Annotated in this window: 24 protein-coding genes, 1 tRNA gene and 1 pseudogene; 10 read left to right on the forward strand and 16 right to left on the reverse strand. The window is 71.7% G+C overall.

Going from position 1 to position 24,574, the window contains the following annotated elements; all coding sequences use genetic code 11:
- Nucleotides 1-530: 530 nt before the first annotated feature.
- Together AB0E88_RS19595 and AB0E88_RS19600 are read right to left on the reverse strand one after the other, a co-directional pair.
- On the reverse strand, nt 531-1,190 hold the full coding sequence (locus tag AB0E88_RS19595) for an HAD-IA family hydrolase (RefSeq protein ID WP_361631919.1): 660 nt from the start codon (nt 1,188-1,190) through the stop codon (nt 531-533).
- 194 nt (nt 1,191-1,384) lie between these two features.
- Complete coding sequence (locus AB0E88_RS19600; RefSeq protein ID WP_361631921.1) at nt 1,385-1,966, reverse strand: TMEM165/GDT1 family protein; 582 nt, start codon at nt 1,964-1,966, stop codon at nt 1,385-1,387.
- 402 nt (nt 1,967-2,368) lie between these two features.
- On the opposite strand from AB0E88_RS19600, the gene AB0E88_RS19605 reads away from it, so the two are divergent.
- From AB0E88_RS19605 to AB0E88_RS19615, 3 genes are all read left to right on the forward strand, one after another.
- Nucleotides 2,369-3,022: an HNH endonuclease family protein gene (locus AB0E88_RS19605; protein WP_361631923.1), complete on the forward strand. Its 654-nt coding sequence runs from the start codon at nt 2,369-2,371 to the stop codon at nt 3,020-3,022.
- Between the two features lie 179 nt (nt 3,023-3,201).
- Nucleotides 3,202-3,657 carry a DoxX family protein gene (locus tag AB0E88_RS19610; RefSeq protein WP_361631925.1) on the forward strand — a complete coding sequence of 152 codons (456 nt, stop codon included), beginning with the start codon at nt 3,202-3,204 and terminating at the stop codon, nt 3,655-3,657.
- Nucleotides 3,658-3,895: 238 nt separating this feature from the next.
- A complete protein-coding gene (locus AB0E88_RS19615) occupies nt 3,896-4,531 on the forward strand; it encodes a VTT domain-containing protein (protein WP_361631927.1) in 636 nt (211 codons plus the stop codon).
- 515 nt (nt 4,532-5,046) lie between these two features.
- Here AB0E88_RS19615 and AB0E88_RS19620 read toward each other — a convergent pair.
- Entirely contained in the window at nt 5,047-5,277 is a 231-nt protein-coding gene (locus tag AB0E88_RS19620) for a DUF2277 domain-containing protein (protein WP_361631929.1), read from the reverse strand.
- Nucleotides 5,278-5,378: 101 nt separating this feature from the next.
- Between AB0E88_RS19620 and AB0E88_RS19625 the strand changes: the two genes are divergently transcribed.
- Both AB0E88_RS19625 and AB0E88_RS19630 read left to right on the forward strand, forming a co-directional pair.
- On the forward strand, nt 5,379-6,290 hold the full coding sequence (locus AB0E88_RS19625) for a 2-dehydropantoate 2-reductase (RefSeq protein ID WP_361631931.1): 912 nt from the start codon (nt 5,379-5,381) through the stop codon (nt 6,288-6,290).
- Between the two features lie 107 nt (nt 6,291-6,397).
- Nucleotides 6,398-6,763 carry a hypothetical protein gene (locus AB0E88_RS19630; RefSeq protein ID WP_361631933.1) on the forward strand — a complete coding sequence of 122 codons (366 nt, stop codon included), beginning with the start codon at nt 6,398-6,400 and terminating at the stop codon, nt 6,761-6,763.
- Between the two features lie 52 nt (nt 6,764-6,815).
- On the opposite strand, the gene AB0E88_RS19635 is transcribed toward AB0E88_RS19630, so the two are convergent.
- Together AB0E88_RS19635 and AB0E88_RS19640 are read right to left on the reverse strand one after the other, a co-directional pair.
- Nucleotides 6,816-7,481, reverse strand: a complete 666-nt coding sequence (locus tag AB0E88_RS19635) for a DUF305 domain-containing protein (protein ID WP_361631935.1) — start codon at nt 7,479-7,481, stop codon at nt 6,816-6,818.
- A gap of 87 nt (nt 7,482-7,568) precedes the next feature.
- Complete coding sequence (locus tag AB0E88_RS19640; RefSeq protein WP_361632157.1) at nt 7,569-7,913, reverse strand: DUF6153 family protein; 345 nt, start codon at nt 7,911-7,913, stop codon at nt 7,569-7,571.
- Between the two features lie 224 nt (nt 7,914-8,137).
- Here AB0E88_RS19640 and AB0E88_RS19645 point away from each other — a divergent pair, with 224 nt between their 5' ends.
- Nucleotides 8,138-8,653 (forward strand): hypothetical protein, encoded by a 516-nt coding sequence (locus AB0E88_RS19645; protein WP_361631937.1) that lies wholly within the window; start codon nt 8,138-8,140, stop codon nt 8,651-8,653.
- 109 nt (nt 8,654-8,762) lie between these two features.
- Here the strand turns inward: AB0E88_RS19645 and AB0E88_RS19650 are convergent.
- Together AB0E88_RS19650 and AB0E88_RS19655 are read right to left on the reverse strand one after the other, a co-directional pair.
- Nucleotides 8,763-8,834 (reverse strand) — tRNA-Val (locus tag AB0E88_RS19650).
- 48 nt (nt 8,835-8,882) lie between these two features.
- A pseudogene (locus AB0E88_RS19655) lies at nt 8,883-9,277 on the reverse strand (hypothetical protein); the annotation flags it as partial.
- A gap of 138 nt (nt 9,278-9,415) precedes the next feature.
- Between AB0E88_RS19655 and AB0E88_RS19660 the strand changes: the two are divergent.
- Both AB0E88_RS19660 and AB0E88_RS19665 read left to right on the forward strand, forming a co-directional pair.
- Complete coding sequence (locus AB0E88_RS19660) at nt 9,416-10,792, forward strand: hypothetical protein (protein ID WP_361631939.1); 1,377 nt, start codon at nt 9,416-9,418, stop codon at nt 10,790-10,792.
- Between the two features lie 37 nt (nt 10,793-10,829).
- Nucleotides 10,830-11,045 carry a zinc ribbon domain-containing protein gene (locus tag AB0E88_RS19665; protein ID WP_361631941.1) on the forward strand — a complete coding sequence of 72 codons (216 nt, stop codon included), beginning with the start codon at nt 10,830-10,832 and terminating at the stop codon, nt 11,043-11,045.
- 83 nt (nt 11,046-11,128) lie between these two features.
- On the opposite strand, the gene AB0E88_RS19670 is transcribed toward AB0E88_RS19665, so the two are convergent.
- Genes AB0E88_RS19670 through AB0E88_RS19680 form a run of 3 tightly spaced genes read right to left on the reverse strand, consistent with a single transcriptional unit; the run spans nt 11,129 to nt 15,722 of the window.
- A complete protein-coding gene (locus AB0E88_RS19670; protein WP_361631943.1) occupies nt 11,129-11,947 on the reverse strand; it encodes an HAD family hydrolase in 819 nt (272 codons plus the stop codon).
- A complete protein-coding gene (locus AB0E88_RS19675; protein WP_361631945.1) occupies nt 11,947-14,541 on the reverse strand; it encodes a phosphoribosyltransferase in 2,595 nt (864 codons plus the stop codon). Before AB0E88_RS19675 ends, AB0E88_RS19670 begins: the two co-directional genes overlap by 1 nt.
- Before the next feature lie 11 nt (nt 14,542-14,552).
- Complete coding sequence (locus AB0E88_RS19680; protein ID WP_361631947.1) at nt 14,553-15,722, reverse strand: HpcH/HpaI aldolase/citrate lyase family protein; 1,170 nt, start codon at nt 15,720-15,722, stop codon at nt 14,553-14,555.
- A gap of 189 nt (nt 15,723-15,911) precedes the next feature.
- Between AB0E88_RS19680 and AB0E88_RS19685 the strand changes: the two genes are divergently transcribed.
- Nucleotides 15,912-16,736 carry a TerD family protein gene (locus AB0E88_RS19685; RefSeq protein WP_361631949.1) on the forward strand — a complete coding sequence of 275 codons (825 nt, stop codon included), beginning with the start codon at nt 15,912-15,914 and terminating at the stop codon, nt 16,734-16,736.
- A gap of 10 nt (nt 16,737-16,746) precedes the next feature.
- On the opposite strand, the gene AB0E88_RS19690 is transcribed toward AB0E88_RS19685, so the two are convergent.
- The 6 genes from AB0E88_RS19690 to AB0E88_RS19715 all read right to left on the reverse strand — a co-directional run bounded on the left by AB0E88_RS19690 (nt 16,747) and on the right by AB0E88_RS19715 (nt 21,404).
- Nucleotides 16,747-17,484, reverse strand: coding sequence for a Tellurium resistance (locus AB0E88_RS19690; protein WP_361631951.1), 738 nt, complete (start codon nt 17,482-17,484; stop codon nt 16,747-16,749).
- A gap of 104 nt (nt 17,485-17,588) precedes the next feature.
- Complete coding sequence (locus AB0E88_RS19695; protein ID WP_361631953.1) at nt 17,589-18,734, reverse strand: DUF475 domain-containing protein; 1,146 nt, start codon at nt 18,732-18,734, stop codon at nt 17,589-17,591.
- 80 nt (nt 18,735-18,814) lie between these two features.
- Nucleotides 18,815-19,393 carry a TerD family protein gene (locus AB0E88_RS19700; RefSeq protein WP_361631955.1) on the reverse strand — a complete coding sequence of 193 codons (579 nt, stop codon included), beginning with the start codon at nt 19,391-19,393 and terminating at the stop codon, nt 18,815-18,817.
- 108 nt (nt 19,394-19,501) lie between these two features.
- Nucleotides 19,502-20,077: a calcium homeostasis/redox stress adaptation protein gene (locus AB0E88_RS19705; protein ID WP_361631957.1), complete on the reverse strand. Its 576-nt coding sequence runs from the start codon at nt 20,075-20,077 to the stop codon at nt 19,502-19,504.
- A 301-nt stretch (nt 20,078-20,378) separates the two neighbouring features.
- Nucleotides 20,379-20,837, reverse strand: a complete 459-nt coding sequence (locus AB0E88_RS19710; protein WP_361631959.1) for a peroxiredoxin — start codon at nt 20,835-20,837, stop codon at nt 20,379-20,381.
- A gap of 129 nt (nt 20,838-20,966) precedes the next feature.
- The gene (locus AB0E88_RS19715) at nt 20,967-21,404 is read right to left on the reverse strand and encodes a DUF3052 domain-containing protein (protein WP_361631961.1); all 438 of its coding nucleotides are present in this window, start codon (nt 21,402-21,404) and stop codon (nt 20,967-20,969) included.
- 399 nt (nt 21,405-21,803) lie between these two features.
- On the opposite strand from AB0E88_RS19715, the gene aceE reads away from it, so the two are divergent.
- Nucleotides 21,804-24,551, forward strand: a complete 2,748-nt coding sequence (aceE, locus tag AB0E88_RS19720) for a pyruvate dehydrogenase (acetyl-transferring), homodimeric type (RefSeq protein WP_361631963.1) — start codon at nt 21,804-21,806, stop codon at nt 24,549-24,551.
- Nucleotides 24,552-24,574: the final 23 nt, after the last annotated feature.

Below are 24,574 nucleotides of genomic sequence, written 5' to 3' on the forward strand. Positions count from 1 at the left end.
GTCCTCGGTCCGGCCGCCCGTCCCCGACGAGCGCTCAGTGTCTCGGTGCCGGCCGCTGCGGGCGGACACCCCCCACCCCGTCCCCTCCCCGCCGTACGCGCCTGCGGCCCGTCGCCCCTTCCGGCCGCCGAGGGCAGCCCGTCCAAGGCGGCGGTACAGGCCGTCGACCCTTCCAGCTGCCGCGGGCCGTCCTCCAAGGCGGCGGGTGCAGCCCGTCGACCCTTCCGGCCGCAGCGCGGGCGGCCCGTCAAAGCCGACGGCAACCGCAACCCCCTAGGGGCGCGGGGAACTGCGCGACCAACCACGACGCACCCGCACAGGCCAACGAACCCCCGCGGCCCCCACGCACCGCCCACCCCAGCCGGACGCTCCGTCCACGACCGACGGCCCCCGCCAACCCCCTAGGGGCGCGGGGAACTGCGCGACCAGCCACCACGCGCCCGCACAGGCCACTCGGAGAGTGGGAGCGGCGGCATGCTGCCGCACAGGGAACGCCGGGCGTGCAGCCCACCCGCGATGCCGGGCGCAGCCTAGGCGTGGAGGCGGAACAACCCATCCCCGGCGTTCTCCAGCCGCAGGTGGGTGAGGTCGCGGACGCATACGTCGGGGTCGTGCGCGGCAGCGCGCGGGCCGACGCCCACCACCCGCATCCCCGCGGAGCGCCCCGCCGCGATGCCCGCCCCGGAGTCCTCGAAGACCACGCACTCCGCGGCCGGCACCCCCAGCTCGGCCGCGCCCTTCAGGAAGCCTTCGGGGTCCGGCTTGCTCGCGCCGACGCTCTCCGCCGTGATACGGACCGACGGCAGCGCCAGTCCCGCCGCCGCCATCCGCGCGCCGGACAGGGCGACGTCCGCCGACGTCACCAACGCGTGCGGGACGCCGAGCCGGAGCAGCGAGGCGAGGAATTCCGGGGCGCCGGGCACCGGTACCACCCCCTCCACGTCCGCCGTCTCCTCGGCGAGCATCCGCGCGTTGTCCGCGAGGTTCTGCTCCCTCGGGCGGTCGGGCAGCAGGACCGCCATCGACGCGTGGCCCTGCCGTCCGTGGACGACCTTCATCACCTCGTCGCCGTCGAGTCCGTGCCGCGCCGCCCAGCGACGCCAGATGCGTTCCACGACGGCGTCGGAGTTGACGAGCGTGCCGTCCATGTCGAGCAGCAGGGCACGGGCGGTGAGGACGGTGGCCGGCATCGGCGACTCCCAGGAAGTGAGTGATCAAGCCCCCGCGGGGACAAGGTGGTCCCGCCCGCCGGTCAGGGAAAACGGGCGGGAACCACTTTGTTCCTCCACGGTACAAAACGAGGAGGGCGTCCCGCCACCACCCCGGCGACAGTTCACCGACCGTTCAGCCGGGACCGGCCGGCGCGCGGACCGGGGCGCCGCGCTCACCCCGCCACCGCCTCCCACAGGCTCCACACGCCGAGCGCCAGCATGAGCAGGGCCGCGACCTTGGTGATGAGCGTCAGCGGGACCCGCTTCATCAGGGCCTTTCCGCCGACGATGCCGAGGCCGGCGACCGCCCACAGACCCAGCACTGCGCCGAGACCGACGGACAGCGGGTCGTCGTAGCGCGCGGCGAGGTTCGCCGTCATGATCTGCGTCAGATCGCCGAACTCGGCGACGAGGATGAGCATGAAGCCCGCACCGGCGACCTTCCAGAAGCTCTGGTTCTCGGGCCGGCGCACCTCCTCCTCGTCCTCGCCCTTCTTCATCAGCAGCACGGCCGCGCCACCCAGGAAGAGCACACCGGTGAGCGCGTGCACGATCTGCTGCGGCAGCAGGGTCAGCACGCTGCCGGCCGCGACCGCGAGCGCGACGTGGAGCGTGAAGGCGGCGGCGACACCGGCGAAGACGTACGAGGCGCGGTAGCGCGTGCCGAGGACGAGGCCGGCGAGCGCGGTCTTGTCCGGCAGCTCGGCCAGGAAGATGACGCCGAAGACGAGCGCCGTCACGGTGATGCTGATCAAGGTTCCTCTATCGGTCGGGGGCTGCCCCACCGAGAGTGCGGTACGTCACGCGCAAGACACCTCGGCACGGCAGCACACTCGAGCACCCGTGCCGTACGACACGGGCGTGCACTGCGTTGCCGAAGGTCTCGCTGGCGGAACCGCGGGATCCGCCTCCGGGCGCCGGCTCGGGCTGACCGAGCAGTATGTCGACGACACCGGCGAAGAGCTACTCCCCTTCTGCGCCACCCATCGTACGGGAAGAGCGGGCGACCTCGTGCGGCGCGGAAAGTTCGACCGTGAACCTTGTCGTGTCATGAACGCGTCACTAGCCTCTCACCGCGCGCACATCTCCCCGCAACACGGCAGCGCGAGCATTCTCGCGCCCGCAGCCCAACACCCCCACCCCACACGGGAGTTCGCATGGCCATTTCCACACGGTTCTACGCGCGTCGACGGGTGAGCATACTCGCCGCGCTCACCGCGCTGACCGCCTCCGCCGCCCTCTTCAACGCCCCCACCGCCTCCGCCGCGCTGCCCACCCCGGTCAGCGCCGCCACCGCCCGCAGCTACCTCGCCCAGCTCACCGTCGCCACCGAGAACCGCACCGGCTACAGCCGCGACCTGTTCCCCCACTGGATCACCATCAGCGGCGCCTGCAACACCCGCGAGACCGTCCTCAAGCGCGACGGCACGAACGTCGTCACCGACTCCTCCTGCGCCGCCACCAGCGGCAGCTGGTACTCGCCGTACGACGGCGCCACCTGGACCGCCGCCTCCGACCTCGACATCGACCACCTCGTACCGCTCGCCGAGGCCTGGGACTCCGGCGCGAGCAAGTGGACCACCGCGCAGCGCCAGGCGTTCGCCAACGACCTCACGCGCCCCCAGCTCATCGCCGTGACCGACAACGTCAACCAGGCCAAGGGCGACCAGGACCCGGCCACCTGGATGCCCTCGCGCTCCGACTACCGCTGCACCTACGTCCGGGCCTGGGTGCAGGTGAAGTACTACTACGACCTCTCCGTCGACACCGCCGAGAAGAACGCGCTCACGAACTACCTCGCGAGCTGCTGAGCGGACCGGCCGCCGCCCCCGTGACAGCCATGGGGCGGCGGCCGGGCAGTCATGCGTGGCCTAATGTTGAACTTGCAAGTACTCGTTAGGTCTGCCTAACCTTTGGGCTCACTCGGTGCCGCCGTCCCCACGACCGGTCCGCCGAGGTCGTTCCGCTCGACCACCGAAGGAGCCCCCACATGACCGCACGCCTCAACGGCGCGCAGCCGTACGTGCTCGCCCTGTTCCGCGTCGTCGTCGGCCTGCTCTTCGCCTGCCACGGCGCCGCCTCGCTCTTCGGCGTCCTGGGCGGCGCGACCGGCGGCAACGGCGGCACGATCGCGACCGGCACCTGGCCCGGCTGGTACGCGGCCGTGATCCAGCTGGTCTGCGGCGGCCTCGTCCTGCTGGGCCTCGGCACGCGCGCGGCGGCCCTGGTGGCCTCCGGCTCGATGGCGTACGCCTACTTCGACGTGCACCAGGGCATGGCCCTGTGGCCGATCCAGAACGGCGGCGAGGCGTCGGCGATGTTCTGCTGGGCGTTCTTCCTGCTGGTCTTCACCGGCTCCGGGGCCTTCGGTGTGGACCGGCTGCTGTCCCGGCGCGGCGAGAGCGCGGAGCGGCCGGCACCGGAGCGCACGCCGGTGGCCGCCTGACGGACACCACGGGCGGCGGCCCGACGGCTCCGGCGCCGGAGTATCCGTAGTACGGCGAGGGGCGCTCCCGGACGGGGCGCCCCTCGCCCCGTGGCGGCGCGACTTCCGACACAGGAACCCCCGGCGGATCACCTGTCCCACCTCGGGCGTACGCTGTATGGCTGTCATCGGCCGGTCACTGCCGCTCCCCGCGCTCGCGCGGCACGGTACGGCCCACGGGGGATCACGGGGAGTCGCAGTGCTGGAGAGTGTCGGGGTGCTGACCGGCAGCCCATGGATCTACGCGGTCGTCGCGGCGTCGGTCCTGCTGGACGTGTTCCTGCCGATCCTGCCCAGCGGCGTCCTCGTCATCACGGCGGCCACGGCGGCCGCTGCGGGCACCGGAGCGGCGGGTGCGCCGGCCCCCGCCAAGGTTCCCGACCTGCTCTTCCTCATCCTGTCCGCGGCGACGGCCTCCGTCCTCGGTGACCTCGTCGCCTACCGCCTGGCCTGGCGCGGAGTGGCCCGCCTGGACAGCGCGATCGCCCGCTCCCGCCGGCTGAGCCGCGCGCAGGAACGTCTCGGCGCCGCTCTCGCCCGGGGCGGCGGCCCCCTGGTCGTCCTCGCCCGCTTCGCCCCCGCCGGCCGCTCGGTCGTCTCCCTCGGCGCCGGCGCCGCACACCACCGGGCCCGCGACTTCCTCCCCTGGTCCGCCCTGGCGGGCCTGTCCTGGGCCGGCTACAGCGCCGCCCTCGGCTACTACGGCGCCCACTGGCTCGGCGCGACCTGGCTCGCCACGGGCGTGTCGGTGGCGGCCCTCTTCGCCGCGGGCGCGGCGGCGGTGTACGTGATGCGCCGCCGACCGGTCCAGGGCGCGGCGACGGCCGGCCAGTAGCCGTCCGGACGGCCGCCCGGCCGGCACACGGCGGGATCTGCGTACGCCGGGCGGCCACACGGCAGCCACACGGCGGTGATCTGCGCACGCCCAGACGGCCACCGGCAGCCACACGGCGGTGATCTGCGCACGCCCAGCGAGGAGCCATCCGGCGGTGGCCCGCACTGGCCCAGCGAGGAGCCATCCGGCGGTGGCCGCACCGGCCCAGCGGGGAGCCACCCGGCGGTGGCCGCACCGGCCCAGCGTGGAGTCACCAGGCGGTGCCCCGCATCGGTCCAGCGGCGGGGGGTCACCGAGCGGTGGTACCGCCGCCCCGCCGGGCGGGCCGCCGAGGGGCGGGCCTGCCCACCCTGGCGAGAACCCGCCCACCGTGGGACCGCCTCCTCAGGCAGCCCGCGCCGCCGTCGGCATCGACCCCGGCCTCGCGGGGCCGGCGGACGGGGGCAGGGGCCGCGCCGTCGAGGGGACAGGCGGCCCGAGCGGTCACCCGGCGCGCACGGGCCACCGCACGGCCGCTATCCCGCCCGCCGCGCCGGGGCGCCCCGGACCTCCAGCTCGTCGAGGAGGTGGGCCGTGGCGGCGGCGATCTCCTCCACCGCGCGGTCGAACACCTCCCGGTTGTGCGCGGCGGGCGCCCGGAAGCCGGACACCTTCCGTACGTATTGCAGGGCGGCGGCCCGGATGTCGTCCTCGGTGGCCTCACCGGGCAGCACGGGCGGACGCAGGGTCTTGATACTCCGGCACATGCCTCAAGTCTGGCCCCTCGCCCGGCCGGTCCGCAGCGCGCTGCGATGATCTCCTCCAGGCGGCCACCGTCCATGGGGCCGACCGACGAGAGGACACACCGATGACCCTCACGACCCAGAACCGGCTCACCGTGGCCGTCCTCGGCCCCGGCGGCGTCGGCGGGCTGCTCGCGGCCCTGCTCGCCCGGGCCGGCCACCGCGTGATCTGCCTCGCCGGCGAGAACACGGCCGACGCGCTGCGCGGCACCGGTATCAGCGTCCGCAGCGGCCTGTTCGGCGACTTCACCGTCCCGGTGGAGGCGGACACCGAGCTGCGCGAGCCGGCCGACGCCTGCCTGGTCGCCGTCAAGCACACGGCGCTGGACGCGGCCCTCACCCGCGTTCCGCCCGCCGTCCTCGGCGACGGCCTGCTGGTCCCGCTCCTCAACGGCGTCGAGCACCCGGCGCACCTGCGCGAGCGCTACCGGCCCGACCGTGTCGCCCCGGCCGTCATCCGCGTCGAGTCGACCCGGACCGCCCCCGGTGTGATCGAACACGGCACCGCCTTCGCCGAGGTCGACCTCACCGGTGATCCGGTCCCGCAGGACCGGCTGACCGCGCTCGCCGAGGCGCTCTCCGGCGCCGGTGTCACCACCCGCGTGCGGGCCGACGAGGCCGCGACCCTGTGGGCGAAGATGGCCTTCCTCGCCCCCATGGCCCTGCTCACCACGCGCCACGGCCTGCCCATGGGCGAGCTGCGCACCCGCCACCGCGACGAGCTGACCGCCCTGGCGGAGGAGACGGCGGCGGTCAGTCACGCCTGCGGCGGCCCCGGCGACCCGACCGCGTCCCTCGCCCGGTATGACACCTTCCCGGCCGCCACGAAGTCCTCCATGCAACGTGACGCCGAAGCGGGCCGCCCGCTCGAACTCGACGCGATCGGCGGCGCGTTGCTGCGTGCGGCGCAGCGGCACGGGGTGCCCGTCCCGGTGGCGTCGCGGGTGGTGCGGGAGCTGCGGGAGGCGGGGCACTGAGCGCGGCGACGGGAGGGGAACGCGCGTACCGGCGCCTCGTGCACTCATTCGAGTGAAGCCCCAGAAGCAGCTCGCTGCCTCAATTCGAACAGGCGTAGCATTGCGCTGTGGCTACGACCTATGAATTCCCCAGTGACCTCCTCGCCGGCCAGGAGGAGCTGCATCAGGTCCGGGCCGAACTGTCGGCCCTGCTCAAGCGGCTCCCCTGGTCGGTGGAGCCGCTGGACGGCTTCAGCGACGACAACGGCTGGCGCAAGCTGGAGCGCCCCGCCTCCCCCGGCTGGACCGCCGACGAGCAGGCCGAGGTGGAGAAGCTCCGGCGCCGCGAGCACGAGCTGGCGGTGTTCGTGACCACACACCGCTTCTGGTCCGAGATAGCGCCCGAGAGCCGGGTGGAGGCCCGTTCGCGGCTCAAGCACGCGCACGAGACCCCACCCGGCGAAGGAGAGGGCGACGCCGGGACCGAGGGCTAGGGGGCCGGCGGAGGCCCTGGCCCCGACCCGGGGCCAGGGCCTCGACGGCGGACTAGCCGAGCAGCCCGTTCATCTCCGCGATCTCGGCGCTCTGGCCGGTGACGATGTCACCGGCCGTCTCCTTCGCGGGCCCGTAGGCACCCTTGGCCTGCTCGGCCTTCGCCATCTCCAGAGCACCCTTGTGGTGCTCCACCATCATGGTCAGGAACAGCCGGTCGAAGTCCTCGCCCGAGGCCTTCCGCAGCTCGGCCATGTCCTGCTCGCCCATCATCCCGGGCATCCCGGCCATGCCGGACGCACCGGAGTGCGCCGAGTGGTGATCCATCCCGGGCATGTCCGAGCCGCCGTCCTGGGGCACGTCCTCACCCCAGGCCGTCAGCCAGCCGCTCATGGTCCGGATCTCCGGGTCCTGCGCCTTCTCGATCCGCGCCGCGAGGTCCTTGACCCGCGCGGACGACCCCCGGTCGGCAGCGAGCCGCGCCATCTCCAGCGCCTGCCGGTGGTGCGGGATCATGCCCTGCGCGAAGGCCACGTCCTGCGCGTTGTGCGCCCCCGCGCTCACGCCCCCGGACGCGGGGGCAGAGGCGGAGGGCGCGGCGTGCCCCTGGTGCCCGCCGTCCCCGGTTCCGCCCCCACAGGCGGCGAGAACGAAGACGGCGCTCAGCCCCACCGCAGCCAGACCGGAACGGCGCGCGAGGGTACGGGTGGTACAGCTCATGAGGGAACTCCTGCTGAAAGAAGGGAAATCTGAGACACGCGAACGCACCGCGCCGTGGAACGAACGACGGCACGGCACGGGCGGTGTCTAGATCCGCAGGAGTTGGAGTTCGGCCAGAGAGGGCGGGGCGCGGGCCCCGTCGGGCGCGGCACCGACGTACGCACACCGCGCACCGGGCGGTACGACGACGGGTCCCGGGTCGGCGACCGGCGCGGGCAGCTCGGGCCCGCCGCTCACCGCCGGGGAGGCGCAGGTGACGTCCGCATGCCGCGCATGCCCGCCACCGCAGTGTCCGTCGCTCCCCGCGCACCCGTCCCCGGCGACCACGACAGCCGGAGCACTCATCGGCACATGCCGCTCCGGCACGACCCCGCCGGGCGCCAGCGCGTGCATCCCCAGCAGCCCGGCCAGCAGTCCGAGCACGGCAACCATCCGCCGCCACCGCACCCGCGGCACCACGGACAACCCCACCTCGAACCGACGCACGCGCCCCATCGTAGGCAGCTGTCGCCCCGACCCGGCGAAGACCCCTGGCCGCGTCACCCTCACGTCACCAGTGCCCCCCGATCAGGTGAGCTTCCGCGGCGTGCGGCAACCGCACGGCTCCCCCACAGGTCGCACAGTCACAAGAACCACACAACCCCCGGGGGGCACAGATGAGCCACCAGCAGCAGCCGTACGCCGCACCGACCGCGCAGCCGCCGAAGAAGCGCAAGGTGGGCAAGGTCGCCGGGCTCGGATGCCTGGGTGTCGTCGCCGTCGTCGTCATCGCCGCCGTCGCCGGCGGCGGGGGCGGGGACTCCGGCGACACGTCGAAGAAGGACAAGGCCGTCACGGCTGTGGACACGCCCAGGAAGGACACCACCGACAAGGCCCCGGCGAAGAAGGAGAAGACCCAGGCCCAGGAGTTCCAGGAGTGCGTCGCCGCCGACGGCACGGCCACCGAGAAGGCCGCCGCCCGGCACGTCACCAAGGTGACCGGCGCCGACAAGCGCAACGACATCCTCGACTCGGCCGAGGTGTTCACCGACTTCTCCGGCGGGATGACGGGCCCGCACCAGGGCGAGGGGAAACTGATCGCGTCCGCGTTCACGTCCTGCTACGAGTCCAAGAACGGCCTCGTGACGGTGTACGACAAGAACGGCGAGATCCTGGCCAACGCGAACTACTGACGGGGCACGCGGTGACCGTGTGACGCGGCGGGGCTCGGACACGACGACGGCCCCCCGGAGAAACCTCCGAGGGGCCGCCGCTATGTCCGGACCTGGACCTGATGGTCAGTGGGCGCGGACGGTTTCGAACCGCCGACATCCTGCTTGTAAGGCAGGCGCTCTACCACTGAGCTACGCACCCGGGACAAGCCGACAGCCTACATTGTCCCGGGCCGTGACCCGCAAACCGTTACAGCGTGAGCAGGCGTAGCCGTTTTCTGAGAGCCGAGCGCATCTGCGTCCTGCCGACAGGGCGCAGGCTCGACCGCGTGCCCCAAGTGGTGTTGAGCACGCTGGTCACCCGCTTTCGCACCGGCTCCGGCTGCACGGGGCGTGCCCGTGATCCGGGGAGCCGGGGGCGGGTTCCCTCGTGCCCCCGGCTCCCCGGCCCGGCCTGGACGGTCCGATGCCCCGCACGATCTCTCCGGTCGTGTGGGGGCGGTGCCGTCCGACGCCGGATCGGATGACCGAGGGCACGCCGACCGATCGCCACCGCGGCGGCGTCGTGGCGTGTGATCTCACGTCGCGGGGTGGACAGCGGCTTCTGCCAGTGCCGAGCACCCCACTGGTGTACGCCGGGACGACTCCCGCGGGCGTGGCGTGCCCGCCTCCGGTGGTGGTGGAAAAACAGCGGGCCGTGGCGAACTGACCGGCTCGTGTGTTCGTCTTTCAGCGGTGGGAGAATGACAGCGGGCAGGGTCGAACGCAGCACGGGAGAGGGATGTGACGGCGACACCAGCGCAGCCGTATTCGTCGCCGTCGGTGTCGTATGCGCGCGCCCTACGGGACACGCTCACCTTGGTGGGGCTGCCGCTCGTGGCGGTGCTCGCGCTGCCCGCGGCCTTCGCCGGTGGTGGCACGCGGCGGTGGTTCGGCGGGCGGGCGGAGAGCCAGCGGGCCGAGGCGCAGGCCGCGAAGGACGCCGCCGCCGCTGCCTTCTACGAACTGGACACGGCGCAGCGGGACCTGCGGATCTCCGTGGAGACGATCACGGCGGTGGACGACTCCCCGGCCGCCCGGCGCGCGGTCGCCGACTTCGCGGCGCTCGGGCGGCGCATCGACGAGGTCTCCCAGCGGTACATCGCGGCCGTGGACGCCCATGATCTGGATCGCGACGATCTGGAGGCGTCGGCCGCCGCACGGGCGCGCACCGAGCTGAGCGGGGCCAAGGACGAGCTGGAGCAGGTCAAGCGGGAGCTGGAACGGTTCGGCGAGGGGCTCGGGCCGCTGCTCGGCAAGGCCGAGACGCAGCTGGCGCGGGTCGCGCCGGCCGTGGAGCGGGCCCGGCAGGCGCTGCTGGCGGCGACGGTCGCGCTGGACGCCGTACGGCAGTCGGGGCTGAAGGCCGACGATCTCGCGGCGCGGCTCGCCGCCCTGTCGCCGGAGCTGACGAAGCTCAATCAGGGGGCCGGGCAGCACGGGGTGGGGCCGACGCTGGAGCGTGCCGAGCGGGTGGCGCGGGAGGCCGAGGCGATCCGGGCGGAGGCCGAGCGGCTGCCGGAGCGGGCGGCCGAGATCGACCACCGGCTGGTGTCGCTGCGGACCCGCGCGCAGGCGCTGACGACCCGGGCCGGGCAGGTGGAGCCGGTGCTGAGCGAGCTGCGGCGGCGTTTCACGGCGGCCTGCTGGCAGGACTTGCAGCCGGTGCCGGAGCAGGCCGCGCAGAACGTGCGGCAGGCCGAGCTGAAGCTGCGGGAGGCGCAGGCCGCGCGGGACGGGCAGCGCTGGGCCGACGCGACGGCGCTGCTGTCGACGGTGCGGGCGCTGCTGAACGCGACCGACGAGGCGGTGTCGGCCGCCGGTGAGCGGCTGCGGCGGCTGAACGCCGTGCAGAAGGATCCGCGGCAGGAGGTCGAGCGGACCCGGTTCGCGATCCGGGACGCGCAGCGGCTCGCCATGACGGGCCGTACGACGCCGGATCCGCGGCATGCCCGGCCGTTGGACGACGCGGTGGCGCGGCTGGACCGGGCGGTCGCCTCTGTGGAGGGCGGTCGCCATCCCGACTACTGGCACTTCCTGACCGAGACGGAGGCGGTGCGGCAGTCGGTGGCGCGGGTGGTGGCGCAGATCCGCGAGGAGCGCGGTCACCATGCCGGGTAGCCCCCACGCCGGGTCGCTGCCCGGTTAGTCTTCTGGCATGCCTCGCTATGACTTTCGGTGCCGTACCTGTGGTGACACCTTCGAGCTGAGCCGGCCCATGGCGGAGTCGTCCGCGCCGGCGCGGTGCCCTGCCGGGCACGAGGACACGGTGAAGTTGCTGTCGACGGTGGCGGTGGGCGGCACGGCGTCCGCCCCGGCGCCGCGGGCGAGCGGCGGCGGGGGCGGCTGCTGTGGTGGAGGGTGCTGCGGCTGAGCGGACAGGTGCGGGGGCGGCCGCGGGTCCGTGGGGGTTGATCGCGGGTCCGTAGGGGGTGATCGCGGCGTTCCCCGCGCCTCTCAGGGGCGTGCTGCCGTCCGCGTCGCTCTCAGGAACTCCCGGACGATCCTCTCCCCCGCCAGTACCCCCCGCTCCGGCAGTGCCGTGATGTGGGGGGCCGTCCAGCCCTCGTCGGCCAGTTCGCCGTGGCCGGGGCGCCAGCCGCGGTCGGCGGCGAGCAGGAGGTCGGCGTCGAGGAGGGAGTCGCCGGCGGCCAGGGTGAGGTCCGCGCCGGTGCGGCGGGCGACCTCGCGTACCGCCGCGCTCTTGGTCAGCGGACCCGGTACGGCGTAGATCTTGCGGCCCTGCAGGGACACCGTCCAGCCGCGGGGTTGCGCCCAGGCGGCGAGTTCCTTCACCCATTCCTCGGGGAGCAGCTCGCGTTCCACGACGAGGTAGGCGAAGAGGTCCTCGGCGGTGCGGTGCTTGCGGACCCAGACGGGGTCGGCGGTGCGCATCAGGTGGTCCTGGATCTCCGCGAGCGGCGCGCACTCGTCGGCGAGCCGGGTCTGTACGCCCGCGTGCCAGTCCGCGTCGGTCACGCCGTCGACCAGCAGATGGCCGCCGTTGGCGCAGATCGCGTACGCCGGGGGCGGGCCGGGCAGGTTGATGCGCTGGTACTGCTTGCGGGTGCGGGTGGTGGTGGGGACGAAGACGGCCGTGTCGCCGAGGTCGGTCAGCAGCTGGGCCGCCGTCTCCGTCAGGTAGGACAGCGGCTTGCTCTCGTGGACCTCCACGCACAGCAGGCGGGGTGCCCGTGCGTCGGGCATGGTCAGGGCGAGGGCCGCCGAGGAGTAGATGAGTGTGCGGTCGAGGTCGCTTGCCACCAGTACCGGCATCAGAGGGTCACCGCCTTGCCGTCGGCGCCGGTCGCGCCGCGCGTGTACTGGGGGTGTATCAGGCCGACGCAGGTGTAGGGGAGTCCGGTGACCTCCTCGACGGGGACGCCGCGCTGCTCGGCGAGCAGGCGGACGTGGTCGAGGTCGGCGCCGGCGCCTTCGCGGGCCAGGATCTTCCACGGCACCCGGCGCAGCAGCACCCGGGTGGTCTCGCCGACGCCGGGCTTGACGAGGTTGACGTCGTGGATGCCGTACTCCTCGCTGATCCGCTCGACGGCGGCCCAGCCCGCCCAGGTGGGGGTGCGGTCGCCGGCGAGCAGTTCCTTGGCGGCCGTGTCGACGGTGTCGGCGACCTCGGGGAAGCGGGCGGCGACGGCGTCGAGGAAGGCGTTCGACAGGTCGGATCCGGCGAGTTCGCGGTAGAACTTCGCGCCGTGGAAGTCGTGCGGGCCGACCAGGTCGGCGCGCAGCACGGTGCGGGAGATCAGGCCGGAGACGGTGGAGTTGAGGCAGGCGGAGGGGATGAGGAAGTCCTCGCGGGTGCCGTAGGTGCGGACGCAGGAGCCGGGGTCGGCGAGGACGGCGATCTCCGGGTCGAAGCCGGTGATCCCCTCCTGCTTCTCGAACTCTTCGACGGCCTGGGCGAGTTCGCGGGTGATGGCGCCCTTGCCGGTCCAGCCGTCGACGAAGACGACGTCGGCGGGGTCGTGGTGGGCGGCCAGCCAGCGCAGGGCGTTGGCGTCGATGCCGCGGCCGCGCACGATGGACACGGCGTAGTGCGGCAGGTCGAGGCCGTGCCGGTACTGCGCCCAGCGGCGCATGAGGATGCCGACGGGGGTGCCGGCGCGGGCGAGGGAGACCAGGACGGGGCGGGGGGTGGGGGTGCCTGCGCGCGCGGCCCGGGCGGCTTCGAGCCTGCGGTGCCCGCGCAGGGGGAGTTCGGCGATGACTGTCTCGGTCACGACGCCGACGGCGTGCGCGATGCGTGCCGCGGAGACGTCCAGGGCCTGGTGGAAGAGGTCCTGGTACTGCTCGCTGGGCTGGTACTCCACCGGCAGTGATTCGGCGTAGTGGGCGCCGCCGCTCTGGATGGCCTCCTCGCGCTCCTCGGTGGGCGCCTCCAGGGTGACGTCCGAGAGGTCCTGCAGCAGCCAGCCGACCTCTTCGGGCGCGTAGGAGGAGAAGGCGGGGCCACGGAGTGGCTCGGGCAGCATGGCGGGCCTTTCGGGGGCGGGCGCGGGGGCGTACGACGGTACGACCGTGAGGACCACGTGCGGGGTGTGCGCGGCGAGCCGGTCGAGGAGTCCGCCGGGGGCGTGCAGCGCGTCCGTGTCGCCGGCGGAGTCGACGACGGCGACGACGGCGTCGAAGCCGGCGCCGGCCACGTTGTACGCGTAGCGCTCGCCGGGGCCGTCGGCGGGGTCGTCGTGGGCGGGGAAGACGAGGCGGGTGCGGATGGCGTAGCCGGGGTCGTCGACGGCGAGGACGGGTGAGCGGGTGGTGGTGGAGAACCGGACCTCGGCGTCGGTGATCTGCTCCAGTTCGCGGGCGAGGCGGAGGGGGGCGTACATCAGTTCCTCGTTGCCGAGGACGAGGACGCGGTGCGCTGTGTGGGGCAGGGCTTCGGCGAGGCGTGCCGCCATCGTCGGCAGGGCCGTGTCCAGGCGGGCCCGGTGTTCGGGGGTGAAGCCGTGGCGGCCGCCGTCGGGCAGGCCGGGGGGCCAGCGCAGGTCGACCCGGGTGGCGCGGTTGCGGGGCGGGTGCGGGTGTGTCGTGGCGGGTCGCTCCCCCGGGTTCTCGGCTTCGCTCGAACAGGGAGGGACCCCCATGGCGGCGGAGCCGCACAGGTCACTGCCGCGCGCCTCCGGGTGGGTTGCCTCGTGCTGCGCCACGAGGTCCCGTCCCTTCTCCAGCACGCCGTCGGGCAGTTTCACGGTGCCCGATGCCGCTGCCACGAGATCCACTCTGGTGCCGATCTCCCGTGCGAAGTCGGCGAGGCGGCCGGTGTCCTGCGCCGAGCGCATGTCGACCAGGGCGACGACCACGTACCGTCGCCGGGGGTAGCGCTCGTGCAGGTCGCGGATCGTGTTGAGGACCGTGTTGCCGGTGGAGAACTCGTCGTCGACCAGGATCAGCGGGCCGTCGCCGGCCAGCAGGGCGGGGTTCTCCGGGAGCAGCAGGTGGGTGGTGGCGTGGGAGTGGGACTCCTCGAAGCCTCCGGCCGGGGGTACGCCGGGCACGGGGCGGCGGGTGGAGTGCAGGTAGGGCGCGGTGCCCAGGCCGTCGGCGACGCAGTGGCCGAGGCCGGTCGCGGTCTCGGCGTAGCCGAGGACGACGGCGCGGGCCGCTTCCTCTGCTCCCAGGAGGGCCCGGACGCGGCGGCCGAGTGCCAGGCCGGAGCCGTGGACGACCGACGGTGACTGCGGGACGTGCTTGCCGAGGACGTGGGACACGAGCAGGTGGGCGCGCTTGGGGTTGCGGCGCAGCGCGAGTCCCAGCAGCTCGGTGAGCCCGTCGTCGCCGACGAGTTCGACGCCGAGCCGCTCGGCGACCCAGGTGCCGGTCCAGACCCCGTTGTTCACTGCGTTCTTCATCCGTCCCTGTGTCATCGGCCGGGTATGCCGGCGGCGAGCAGTTCCACGAAGCTGACGCCCTCGTCGGCGACGCCGAAGGCCTCGGCGCGCAGCAGGGTCCGCTCGGCCCAGGCGCGGTGCGGCTTCACTTCGTTCATCTTGTTGGTGTAGGCCGACCTGAGGACACCCCCGCCGCCGCGTTCGGGTTTGAGGATGTCCTGGGCGTCGCTGTACTCCTCGTGGCTGACGACGGACAGCGCGTGCACGGGCAGCACGTGGGAGGGGTGGATGCAGGTCTTTCCGAGCAGGCCGTTGGCCTGGTCGAGGGAGATCTCCCGCAGCAGTCCGTCCATGGCGTGCTCGATCAGTCTCTCGCGCAGTTCGACGGCCTGCCCCTCCAGGAAGGGGCTGGTGCGCAGCATCGGCTTGAACATGCGCTCGGAGACGCGGAAGTACTCCCAGACGGGGCCGGTGACGGTGAAGCCGGTGCCGTCGGCGCGGGCCAGCATGTTGACGACGTCGGCGATGACGGAGGCGACGATCTGGACGTCGTAGGCGGTCATGTCGGGGGCGCGGCGCAGGCCGTAGCTGGAGCAGAAGTCGGTGACGCCGAGGCGCAGGGCGAGGACGCGGTCGCGGTATTTGTCGACGGCGCGGAAGATGCCCTCGAGGGTTTCCACGCGGGATTCGCGGTAGAGCAGCTCGGGGGATTCGAGGACCGGCATGGCGAACAGGCGGCGGCCGCAGTCGGCCTCGGCGAGGGCGAGGGCCTCGAGGAAGGGGATGCCGCGTTCCTCGGTGAACTTGGGCAGTACGAATCCGGACAGCAGGCGCACGGCCGGGCCGAGGCGGCGTACCAGGTCGGGGATCTGGCGGGGGGTGCGGACCCGGATGAACAGCAGGGGCCGGTCCGCGTCCGGGAGGGCGGCGAGGTCGGCGAACTGGCGGACGAGGTTGTCCTCGCCGTGTGCGACGTCCTCGTCGCCGATGGAGTCCTCCAGGCACAGCACCATGGACACGACGCCGCGGGCGGCCTGCTTGACGATGTCGTCGGCCAGCCGGGGGCGGGTCGCCGGGCTGTACAGGGTGGCGCCGAGGGCCGCGGAGAGCAGCCGGGCCGGGGAGTCGGTGGTGAACTCGCAGGGCTGGCGGTGGAACAGCCGCTCTCGCACCTCAGGGGCGATGTGCCCGAAATGACGCATGTATCTCCCCTGGGGCGCAGGATTCTGGCCTGTGGTTGCGGTAAAAGGTGGCCGGTAATAGTACGTACGGATCCATGTCCGGAGTTCCCGCGGGGCATGAATTTCCGGTAACGCGCCCGGGGCAGCGCTGTGCCGGTGCGGGGCCACCCCGCGTTGTCGTGGACAGGACTCAGAAGGCAGGATGACGGCATGACGCACGCGATGCTGAAGGGGTCGAACGTCCCCGTCGAGGCCACGACGGTCCGTGCCGTGCTGCGCTGGTCTCCGGGGCAGGACGTGCCGGACGTGGACGCCTCGGCGTTGCTGCTGGGTTCCGGCGGCCGTGTGCGTTCGGACGAGGACTTCGTGTTCTACAACCAGCCCCGGCATCCGTCGGGGGCGGTGTGGCGGCTGGGCAAGAAGCGGCTGGCCGAGGGGCTGACGGACACGATCCAGACGGACCTCGCGGGGGTGGAGGCGGGGGTCTCGCGCATCCTGCTGGTCGCTTCGGCGGACGGGGTGGCCTTCGACCGGGTGCGGGACTTGAGCATCCTGGTGTACGACGCGGCGGCGGACGGTGAGGCGCTGGCGTCGTTCACGATCCGGCCGGAGACCGGTGAGGAGACGGCACTGATCTGCGGGGAGCTGTACCGGCGGGGCGAGGGCTGGAAGTTCCGCGCGCTCGGCGAGGGCTACTCCAACGGCCTGAAGGGCCTGGCGACGGACTTCGGCATCTCGGTGGACGAGTCGGAGGAGCAGGCGGGCGACCAGCCGGCGGCCACCGCACCGCCGTCCCAGCCCCTGCCCCCGGAGACGCCGTCGGCGGTGCCGACGCAGCCGGGCTACGGCTATCCGCAGCAGCCCCCGCCCACGGCCCCGCTGCAGCCGGCGTACGGCTATCCGCAGCCGGACAGCCGGCCGGCGTACGGCTATCCCCCGGCGGCGGCGGACGGCTACGGCTATCCGCAGCCGGTGACCGCCCCGGACCCGGATTTCCGCCTGCCGCCGATGGGTCCGCAGTTCGTCGGGCGCTGACGGGGCGGGGCTACCGTCCGGCCTTGGCCTTGTAGCCCCTGCCCCACTGGAGTCCCCAGCCGTACAGCCGGTCGATCTCGCCCTGGAAGCCGTACACGAACTTCACCTCACGCCGGACGAGGAGTTCCCCCTTCACGTTCTCGATCATCACCACGGCGCAGGAGCGGGCCTGCGGGTGCCGTTCGTCGAGTCCGATCTCGATCCGCGGCCCGTTGCTGGGGTACAGCGTGACGATGGCGTGCGTACGGTCGAAGGCGGGCGTCTGGTCGTAGATGTAGACGAAGACCAGCAGCCGTTTGATGTCCTCGCGGTGGTCGAGGTTGACGTACATCGTCTCCCCCGACCCGGACCCGAACCGGTCGTCGCCGCTGAGTTTGACGTACGGCGGTGCGTTGACGTCGCCGAGATAGCCGCCCAGCGGCTGGACGACCCCCTTGGTGCCGTCGGTCAGCTCGTACAGGCAGCCGAGGTCCAGGTCGACGTTGACCATGGACTGGCTGTGTTCGAGCACCTCCGGCGGCTTGAGCGCCCGGAAGGGGTGGCGCAGCAGGCTTTCGCGCTGGGAGCCGCCGATGTCGGAGGTGCGCATCCGCCAGGCCAGGTTGATCCGCAGGTTGCCGGTGGCCGCTCCCTGTTGGGTGAGGGAGACCTGGCGGTGCCGTTTGGTCAGCTCGATGGCGTTGGTCGCGGCGTTGCCCGAGTCGAAGTCGGCGGCGCGTCCGCCGAGCAGCCCGTCGAAGAGTCCCATTCCCGCCCCCAGGTGTCACAGCACAGACCGGCGGGGCGGCCGTGGGGAGGAGTCGTCCTCCGCCGGCCGCCCCGCCGTGAAGCTTTCCCTCGCAGGGGAGGTCGTCACACCCCGGAGGGGACCTCCGCCTTGTCGTCGGAGCCGGCGTCTCCGCCGGCCGCCGCGAGCGCCTTGTTGCGGCGCACGGAGGACCAGAAGGACCAGGCGATCAGGACGACGCCGACGAGGCCCGTGATGACCTCGTTGATCTCGTACTGGATGGTGACCATGAGGATCACCGCGAGGGCGCCGATGGCGTAGTGGGCGCCGTGCTCCAGGTAGACGTAGTCGTCGAGGGTGCCCTGGCGGACCAGGTAGACGGTGAGCGAGCGGACGTACATCGCGCCGATGCCGAGGCCGAGGGCCATCAGGACGATGTCGTTGGTGATGGCGAACGCGCCGATCACGCCGTCGAAGGAGAAGGACGCGTCCAGGACCTCGAGGTAGAGGAACATGAAGAACGCGGCCTGGCCGGCCAGGACGATCGCCGGCTTCTGTTTGCCGCTGCGGGCGGCTTCTTCCTCCTCCTCGTGCTCGCGCTCCTCCTCTTCCTCCAGCTTGTCCTCGAAGTAGCCGGACAGACCGCCGACGATCATGTAGGTGATCAGACCGGCGATACCGGCGATGAGGACCGTCTGTGCCTTGTCGGCGTGCGCGCCGCCGTGCTGGTGGGCGTGGGTGGCGAAGGTGAAGGAGGTGATCAGCAGGACGATCAGGGAGATGCAGACCGACAGCATGTCGACCTTGCCGAGCTTGGCCAGCGGCCGCTCGATCCAGCGCAGCCACTGGATGTCCCGGTCCTCGAAGATGAAGTCGAGGAAGATCATCAGCAGGAACATGCCACCGAACGCGGCGATCGCCGGGTGGGCGTCGGTCACCAGCTGCTGGTAGCGGTCCTTGTTGTTGAGCGCGAGGTCGACGGCCTCCAGGGGGCCCATCTTGGCGCTGATCGCGACGATGACGACCGGGAAGACCAGGCGCATGCCGAAGACCGCGATGAGGACGCCGACGGTGAGGAAGATCTTCTGCCAGAAGGCGCTCATCTTCTTCAGGATCCCGGCGTTGACCACCGCGTTGTCGAAGGACAGCGAGATCTCCAGGATGGAGAGGATCGCCACGATGCCGAAGGCCTCCCACCCCCCGTAGAAGACCGCTGCGACCAGGCCGAGCGCGGTGACCGCGAACGACCAGCCGAAGGTTTTCAGAAGCACTGGCTACCCAATCCTGTGTCCGGGGGTCCCCCCGAGCGAGGCGAAGAGGGGAGCGTTCACTCCCCGCGCCGCACTCGGCTTTACGAAACGTTGACCCCGAAGTCTAGAGCGATGCCCCGGAGCCCCGACGCGTACCCCTGCCCCACGGCACGGAACTTCCATTCGCCCTGGTACCGGTAGACCTCGCCGAAGATCATGGCCGTCTCCGTGGAGGCGTCCTCGCTCAGGTCGTAGCGGGCGAGTTCCTGGCCGTCGGCCTGGTTGACGACGCGGATGAAGGCGTTGGAGACCTGGCCGAAGGTCTGGCCGCGCTCGTCGGCCATGTGGATGGAGACCGGGAAGACGATCTTCTCGCAGCGGGCCGGGACCTTCGCGAGGTCGACCAGGACCGATTCGTCGTCGCCCTCGCCCTCACCGGTCAGGTTGTCGCCGGTGTGCTCCACCGAGCCGTCCGGGCTCTTGAGCTGGTTGTAGAAGACGAACCACTCGTCGCCCAGGACCCGGTTGCCGGCGTCGCACAGCAGGGCGCTGGCGTCGAGGTCGAACGGCGCGCCGGTGGTGGAGCGCGCGTCCCAGCCGAGTCCCACCATGATCTGGGTGAGGTTCGGTGCGGCCTTGGACAGGGAGACGTTGCCCCCCTTGGCGAGCGTGACGCCCATGATGCTGGTCCTCCCCTGGTGGTGCCTGTGTGGTTGTCCTGCGCGTCCGGCGCCGCGCGCAAACCGCGCGGCGCCGGACGGTGACGTTCAGGCGGTGGTCCGTTGTGCTCAGACGTTCACGCCGAAGTCCTGCGCGATGCCGCGCAGACCCGAGGCGTAGCCCTGGCCGATGGCACGGAACTTCCACTCGGCGCCGTGCCGGTAGAGCTCGCCGAAGACCATGGCGGTCTCCGTCGAGGCGTCCTCGGAGAGGTCGTAGCGCGCGATCTCCGCCTCGCCCGCCTGGTTCACGACGCGGATGAACGCGTTGCGCACCTGGCCGAACGACTGCTGGCGGTTCTCGGCGTCGTAGATCGAGACCGGGAACACGATCTTCTCGACGTCGGCCGGGACGGCCGCGAGATTGATCTTGATCTGTTCGTCGTCGCCCTCGCCCTCACCGGTGATGTTGTCGCCCGTGTGCTCCACGGAGCCGTCCGGGCTCTTGAGGTTGTTGAAGAAGACGAAGTGCTGGTCGCTGGCGACCTTGCCCGAGCTGTTGAGCAGCAGGGCACTGGCGTCGAGGTCGAAGTCGGTGCCGGTGGTGGTGCGCACGTCCCAGCCCAGACCGACGATGACCGCGGTCAGGCCCGGGGCCTCCTTCGTCAGCGATACGTTGCCGCCCTTGCTGAGGCTGACTCCCACGAGTCCTCCATTGGTGTCCGGGGGCGGGGAGCCCCGTCGTGCTGTGACATCGGATCAACGAACCGATCCTAGTGACGGGTTCCCGCACCACGCAGGCCCTGGCACCGAACATTCGCCGGGTGTCGGCCCGGAAGGGGGTGCCGAGGGCCTCGCGGCGGCGCGGGGGGCCTCGCAGGGCCGGCAGGGCCTCGCGCCGGGGGCCTCGCAGGGCCACAGGGCCTCGGGCGCCGGGGCCTCGCCGGGACAGAAGGGTCACAGGACCTCGGGCCTCACAGGGCCGCAGGGCCGAGGGCCGTGGGTCTCAGAGGGTGTCGAGGGCCTTGACGTACTCGCCCAGGTCCCGGGCGTCGGGCAGGGCGTTGACGACGCTCCAGCGCACGACGCCCTCCCGGTCGATGACGAAGGTGCCGCGCACCGCGCAGCCCTTGTCCTCGGCGAAGACGCCGTAGGCGCGCGAGACCTCGCCGTGCGGCCAGAAGTCGCTGAGCAGCGGGTACTCCAGGCCTTCCTGCTCGGCGAAGACGCGCAGGGTGTGGATGGAGTCGTTGGAGACGGCGAGCACCTGGGTGTCGCGGTCGGAGAACTGCGGCAGGTTGTCGCGGACCTCGCACAGCTCGCCCGTGCACACGCCGGTGAAGGCGAACGGGTAGAAGATCAGGACGACGTTCTTGCTGCCGCGGAAGTCGGACAGCTTCACGGTCCGGCCGTGGTTGTCCTTCAGCTCGAAGTCGGGGGCCTTGTCGCCGACCTGGATCGCCATCGTCGTTGTGTCCCTTTCGGTGCGCTGTTCGGGTGGGAACGCTCGGTACCACCCTACGAGGCGATCACCCGGGGACGACGGCAGGCCTGCGGGCGGGCCGGCGTCGGCCGGCCCGCCCGGGCTCTTGAGTCACCGCTTCGACTTGGCCGCCTTCGGCGTGGCCAGACGGCTGCCGCTCCAGTCCTTGCCCACACTGACGCTCTTGGACGCCGTCAGCCCTGCCGTGGTGGCGGCTTCCGAGATGTCGCTGGGCTCGACGTATCCCGAACGGCCGGTCTTCGGCGTGAGGAGCAGGATCGCCCCGCCTTCCTCGATGTACGTGGTGGCATCCACCAGCGCATCCGTCAGGTCGCCGTCGTCGTCACGGAACCACAGCACAACGGCGTCGGCCACGTCGTCGTAGTCCTCGTCCATCAGGTCGCCCTCGATGGCTTCCTCGATGGCCTCGCGGAGCTCCTGGTCGACGTCGTCGTCGTAGCCGATCTCCTGGACCACCTGCCCGGGCTGGAACCCCAGCCTGCCGGCAGGGTTCGTCCGCTCCTCCGCGTGGTCCGCGGTCGCGCTCACGGGTTGCCTCCTGATCATGTTTTGGTGAATTTCTCAGCCACGCGCGTGCGCGAAGCATTGGCCGTAGTCCACACGGGCGGGACGGATCGCGCAAGTACCCGGCGGTTCGGACCGCCGAAACGGTGACGTTCCGGGCCGTGTCGCCGCAACTTACGGCACAGGATCTCAGACCCGGGTGATGCGCACCACACCTTTCTGCCCCGTTTGGGCGTTTGGGAACCACGTGTGGGTACGAGACTCGAATGAGTTTCCCACCCCGGCCGACCCGTGGATTACCTCGCGGTAGTGACGGCGTCGGAGATGACGTGCGCCCCGCCCGGGGTGGACGATGGGGTCGGCGGCAACACGGCCCTTTGGACAGGTCCCTTACGACAGGTCCCTCGACAGGTAAGGATCAGCGTGGCTTCCGGATCCGATCGCACCCCGATCATCATTGGCGGCCTTCCGAGTCAGGTCCCCGACTTCGACCCCGAAGAGACCCAGGAGTGGCTCGACTCGCTCGACGCCGCCATCGACGAGCGCGGCCGGGAGCGGGCGCGCTATCTGATGCTGCGGCTGATCGAGCGGGCCCGCGAGAAGCGCGTGGCCGTGCCCGAGATGCGCAGCACGGACTACGTCAACACGATCGCCACCAAGGACGAGCCGTTCTTCCCCGGCAACGAGGAGATCGAGCGCAAGGTCCTCAACGCCACCCGCTGGAACGCGGCCGTGATGGTCTCGCGCGCCCAGCGCCCGGGCATCGGCGTCGGCGGGCACATCGCCACGTTCGCCTCCTCGGCCTCGCTCTACGACGTGGGCTTCAACCACTTCTTCCGCGGCAAGGACGAGGGCGACGGCGGCGACCAGGTCTTCTTCCAGGGCCACGCCTCGCCGGGCATCTACGCGCGCGCGTACCTGCTCGACCGGCTCAGCGCGGAGCAGCTGGACGGCTTCCGCCAGGAGAAGTCGAAGGCTCCGAACGCCCTGTCCAGCTACCCGCACCCGCGCTCGATGCCGGACTTCTGGGAGTTCCCGACGGTCTCCATGGGCCTCGGCCCGATCGGGGCGATCTACCAGGCGCGCATGAACCGCTACATGCAGGCGCGCGGTATCGCCGACACCTCCGCGTCGCATGTGTGGGCGTTCCTCGGCGACGGCGAGATGGACGAGCCGGAGTCGCTGGGGCAGCTGTCCATCGCCGCGCGCGAGGGGCTGGACAACCTGACCTTCGTGGTGAACTGCAACCTGCAGCGCCTGGACGGGCCGGTGCGCGGCAATGGCAAGATCATCCAGGAGCTGGAGTCGGTCTTCCGGGGCGCCGGCTGGAACGTGATCAAGCTGATCTGGGACCGCAGCTGGGACCCGCTGCTCGCCCAGGACCGCGACGGTGTGCTGGTCAACCGGATGAACACGACGCCGGACGGGCAGTTCCAGACGTACGCCACCGAGTCCGGTGCGTACATCCGTGAGCACTTCTTCGGTGACGACCACCGGCTGCGCGCGATGGTCGAGAACATGACCGACGACCAGATCCTGCACCTGGGCCGCGGCGGCCACGACCACCGCAAGATCTACGCGGCGTTCAAGGCGGCCAAGGAGCACAAGGGCCAGCCGACGGTCATCCTGGCCAAGACGATCAAGGGCTGGACGCTGGGCCCGAACTTCGAGGGCCGCAACGCCACGCACCAGATGAAGAAGCTCACGGTCGACGACCTCAAGGGCTTCCGCGACCGGCTGCACCTGCCGATCTCCGACAAGGAGCTGGAGAGCGGGCCCCCGCCGTACTACCACCCGGGGCGCGACTCCGAGGAGATCCAGTACATGCACGACCGGCGCAAGCAGTGCGGCGGATACGTGCCGACCCGGGTGGTGCGCTCGAAGCCGCTCCCACTGCCGGACGACAAGACGTACGCGACCGTGAAGAAGGGCTCGGGTCAGCAGTCGATCGCCACCACCATGGCGTTCGTACGACTGCTCAAGGACCTCATGCGGGACAAGGAGCTCGGCAAGCGGTTCGTCCTGATCGCACCGGACGAGTACCGCACGTTCGGCATGGACTCCTTCTTCCCGAGTGCGAAGATCTACAACCCGCTGGGCCAGCAGTACGAGTCGGTGGACCGCGAGCTGCTGCTCGCCTACAAGGAGTCGCCCACCGGCCAGATGCTGCACGACGGCATCTCGGAGGCGGGCTGCACGGCGTCGCTGATCGCGGCCGGCTCGGCGTACGCCACGCACGGCGAGCCGCTGATCCCGGTGTACGTCTTCTACTCGATGTTCGGTTTCCAGCGCACCGGCGACCAGTTCTGGCAGATGGCCGACCAGCTGGCGCGCGGTTTCGTCCTGGGCGCGACCGCCGGCCGGACGACCCTGACCGGTGAGGGCCTGCAGCACGCGGACGGCCACTCGCAGCTGCTCGCCTCGACGAACCCGGCGTGCGTGGCGTACGACCCGGCCTTCGGGTTCGAGATCGCGCACATCGTCAAGGACGGCCTGCGCCGGATGTACGGCAGCTCCGAGGAGCACCCGCACGGCGAGGACGTCTTCTACTACCTCACCGTCTACAACGAGCCCATCCGGCACCCCGCCGAGCCGGAGAACGTGGACGCCGAGGGCATCGTCAAGGGCATCCACCGCTTCGCCGAGGGCACGGAGGGCTCGATCCCGGCGCAGATCCTGGCCTCCGGTGTGGCCCTTCCCTGGGCGATCGAGGCGCAGAAGATCCTTGCCGAGGAGTGGAACGTCAGGGCCGACGTGTGGTCGGCGACCAGCTGGAACGAGCTGCGCCGCGAGGCGGTGGCCTGCGAGGAGCACAACCTGCTGCACCCGGAGGAGGAGCAGCGGGTGCCCTATGTGACGCGCAAGCTGTCCGGGGCGCAGGGGCCGTTCGTGGCCGTCTCCGACTGGATGCGGTCGGTGCCGGACCAGATCGCGCGGTGGGTGCCGGGCACGTACCAGTCGCTCGGCGCCGACGGGTTCGGCTTCGCCGACACCCGGGGCGCGGCCCGGCGGTTCTTCCACATCGACGCGCAGTCGGTCGTGGTGGCGGTGCTGACCGAGCTGGCGCGTGAGGGCAGGATCGACCGGTCGGTGCTCAAGCAGGCCGTCGACCGGTACCAGCTGCTGGACGTCACGGCCGCGGACCCGGGGGCGGCGGGCGGCGACGCGTAGCCCCCTCCCCTCCCCCGGCCTTC

This window comes from Streptomyces sp. NPDC028635 (genome assembly GCF_040637635.1).
Lineage (GTDB): Bacteria > Actinomycetota > Actinomycetes > Streptomycetales > Streptomycetaceae > Streptomyces.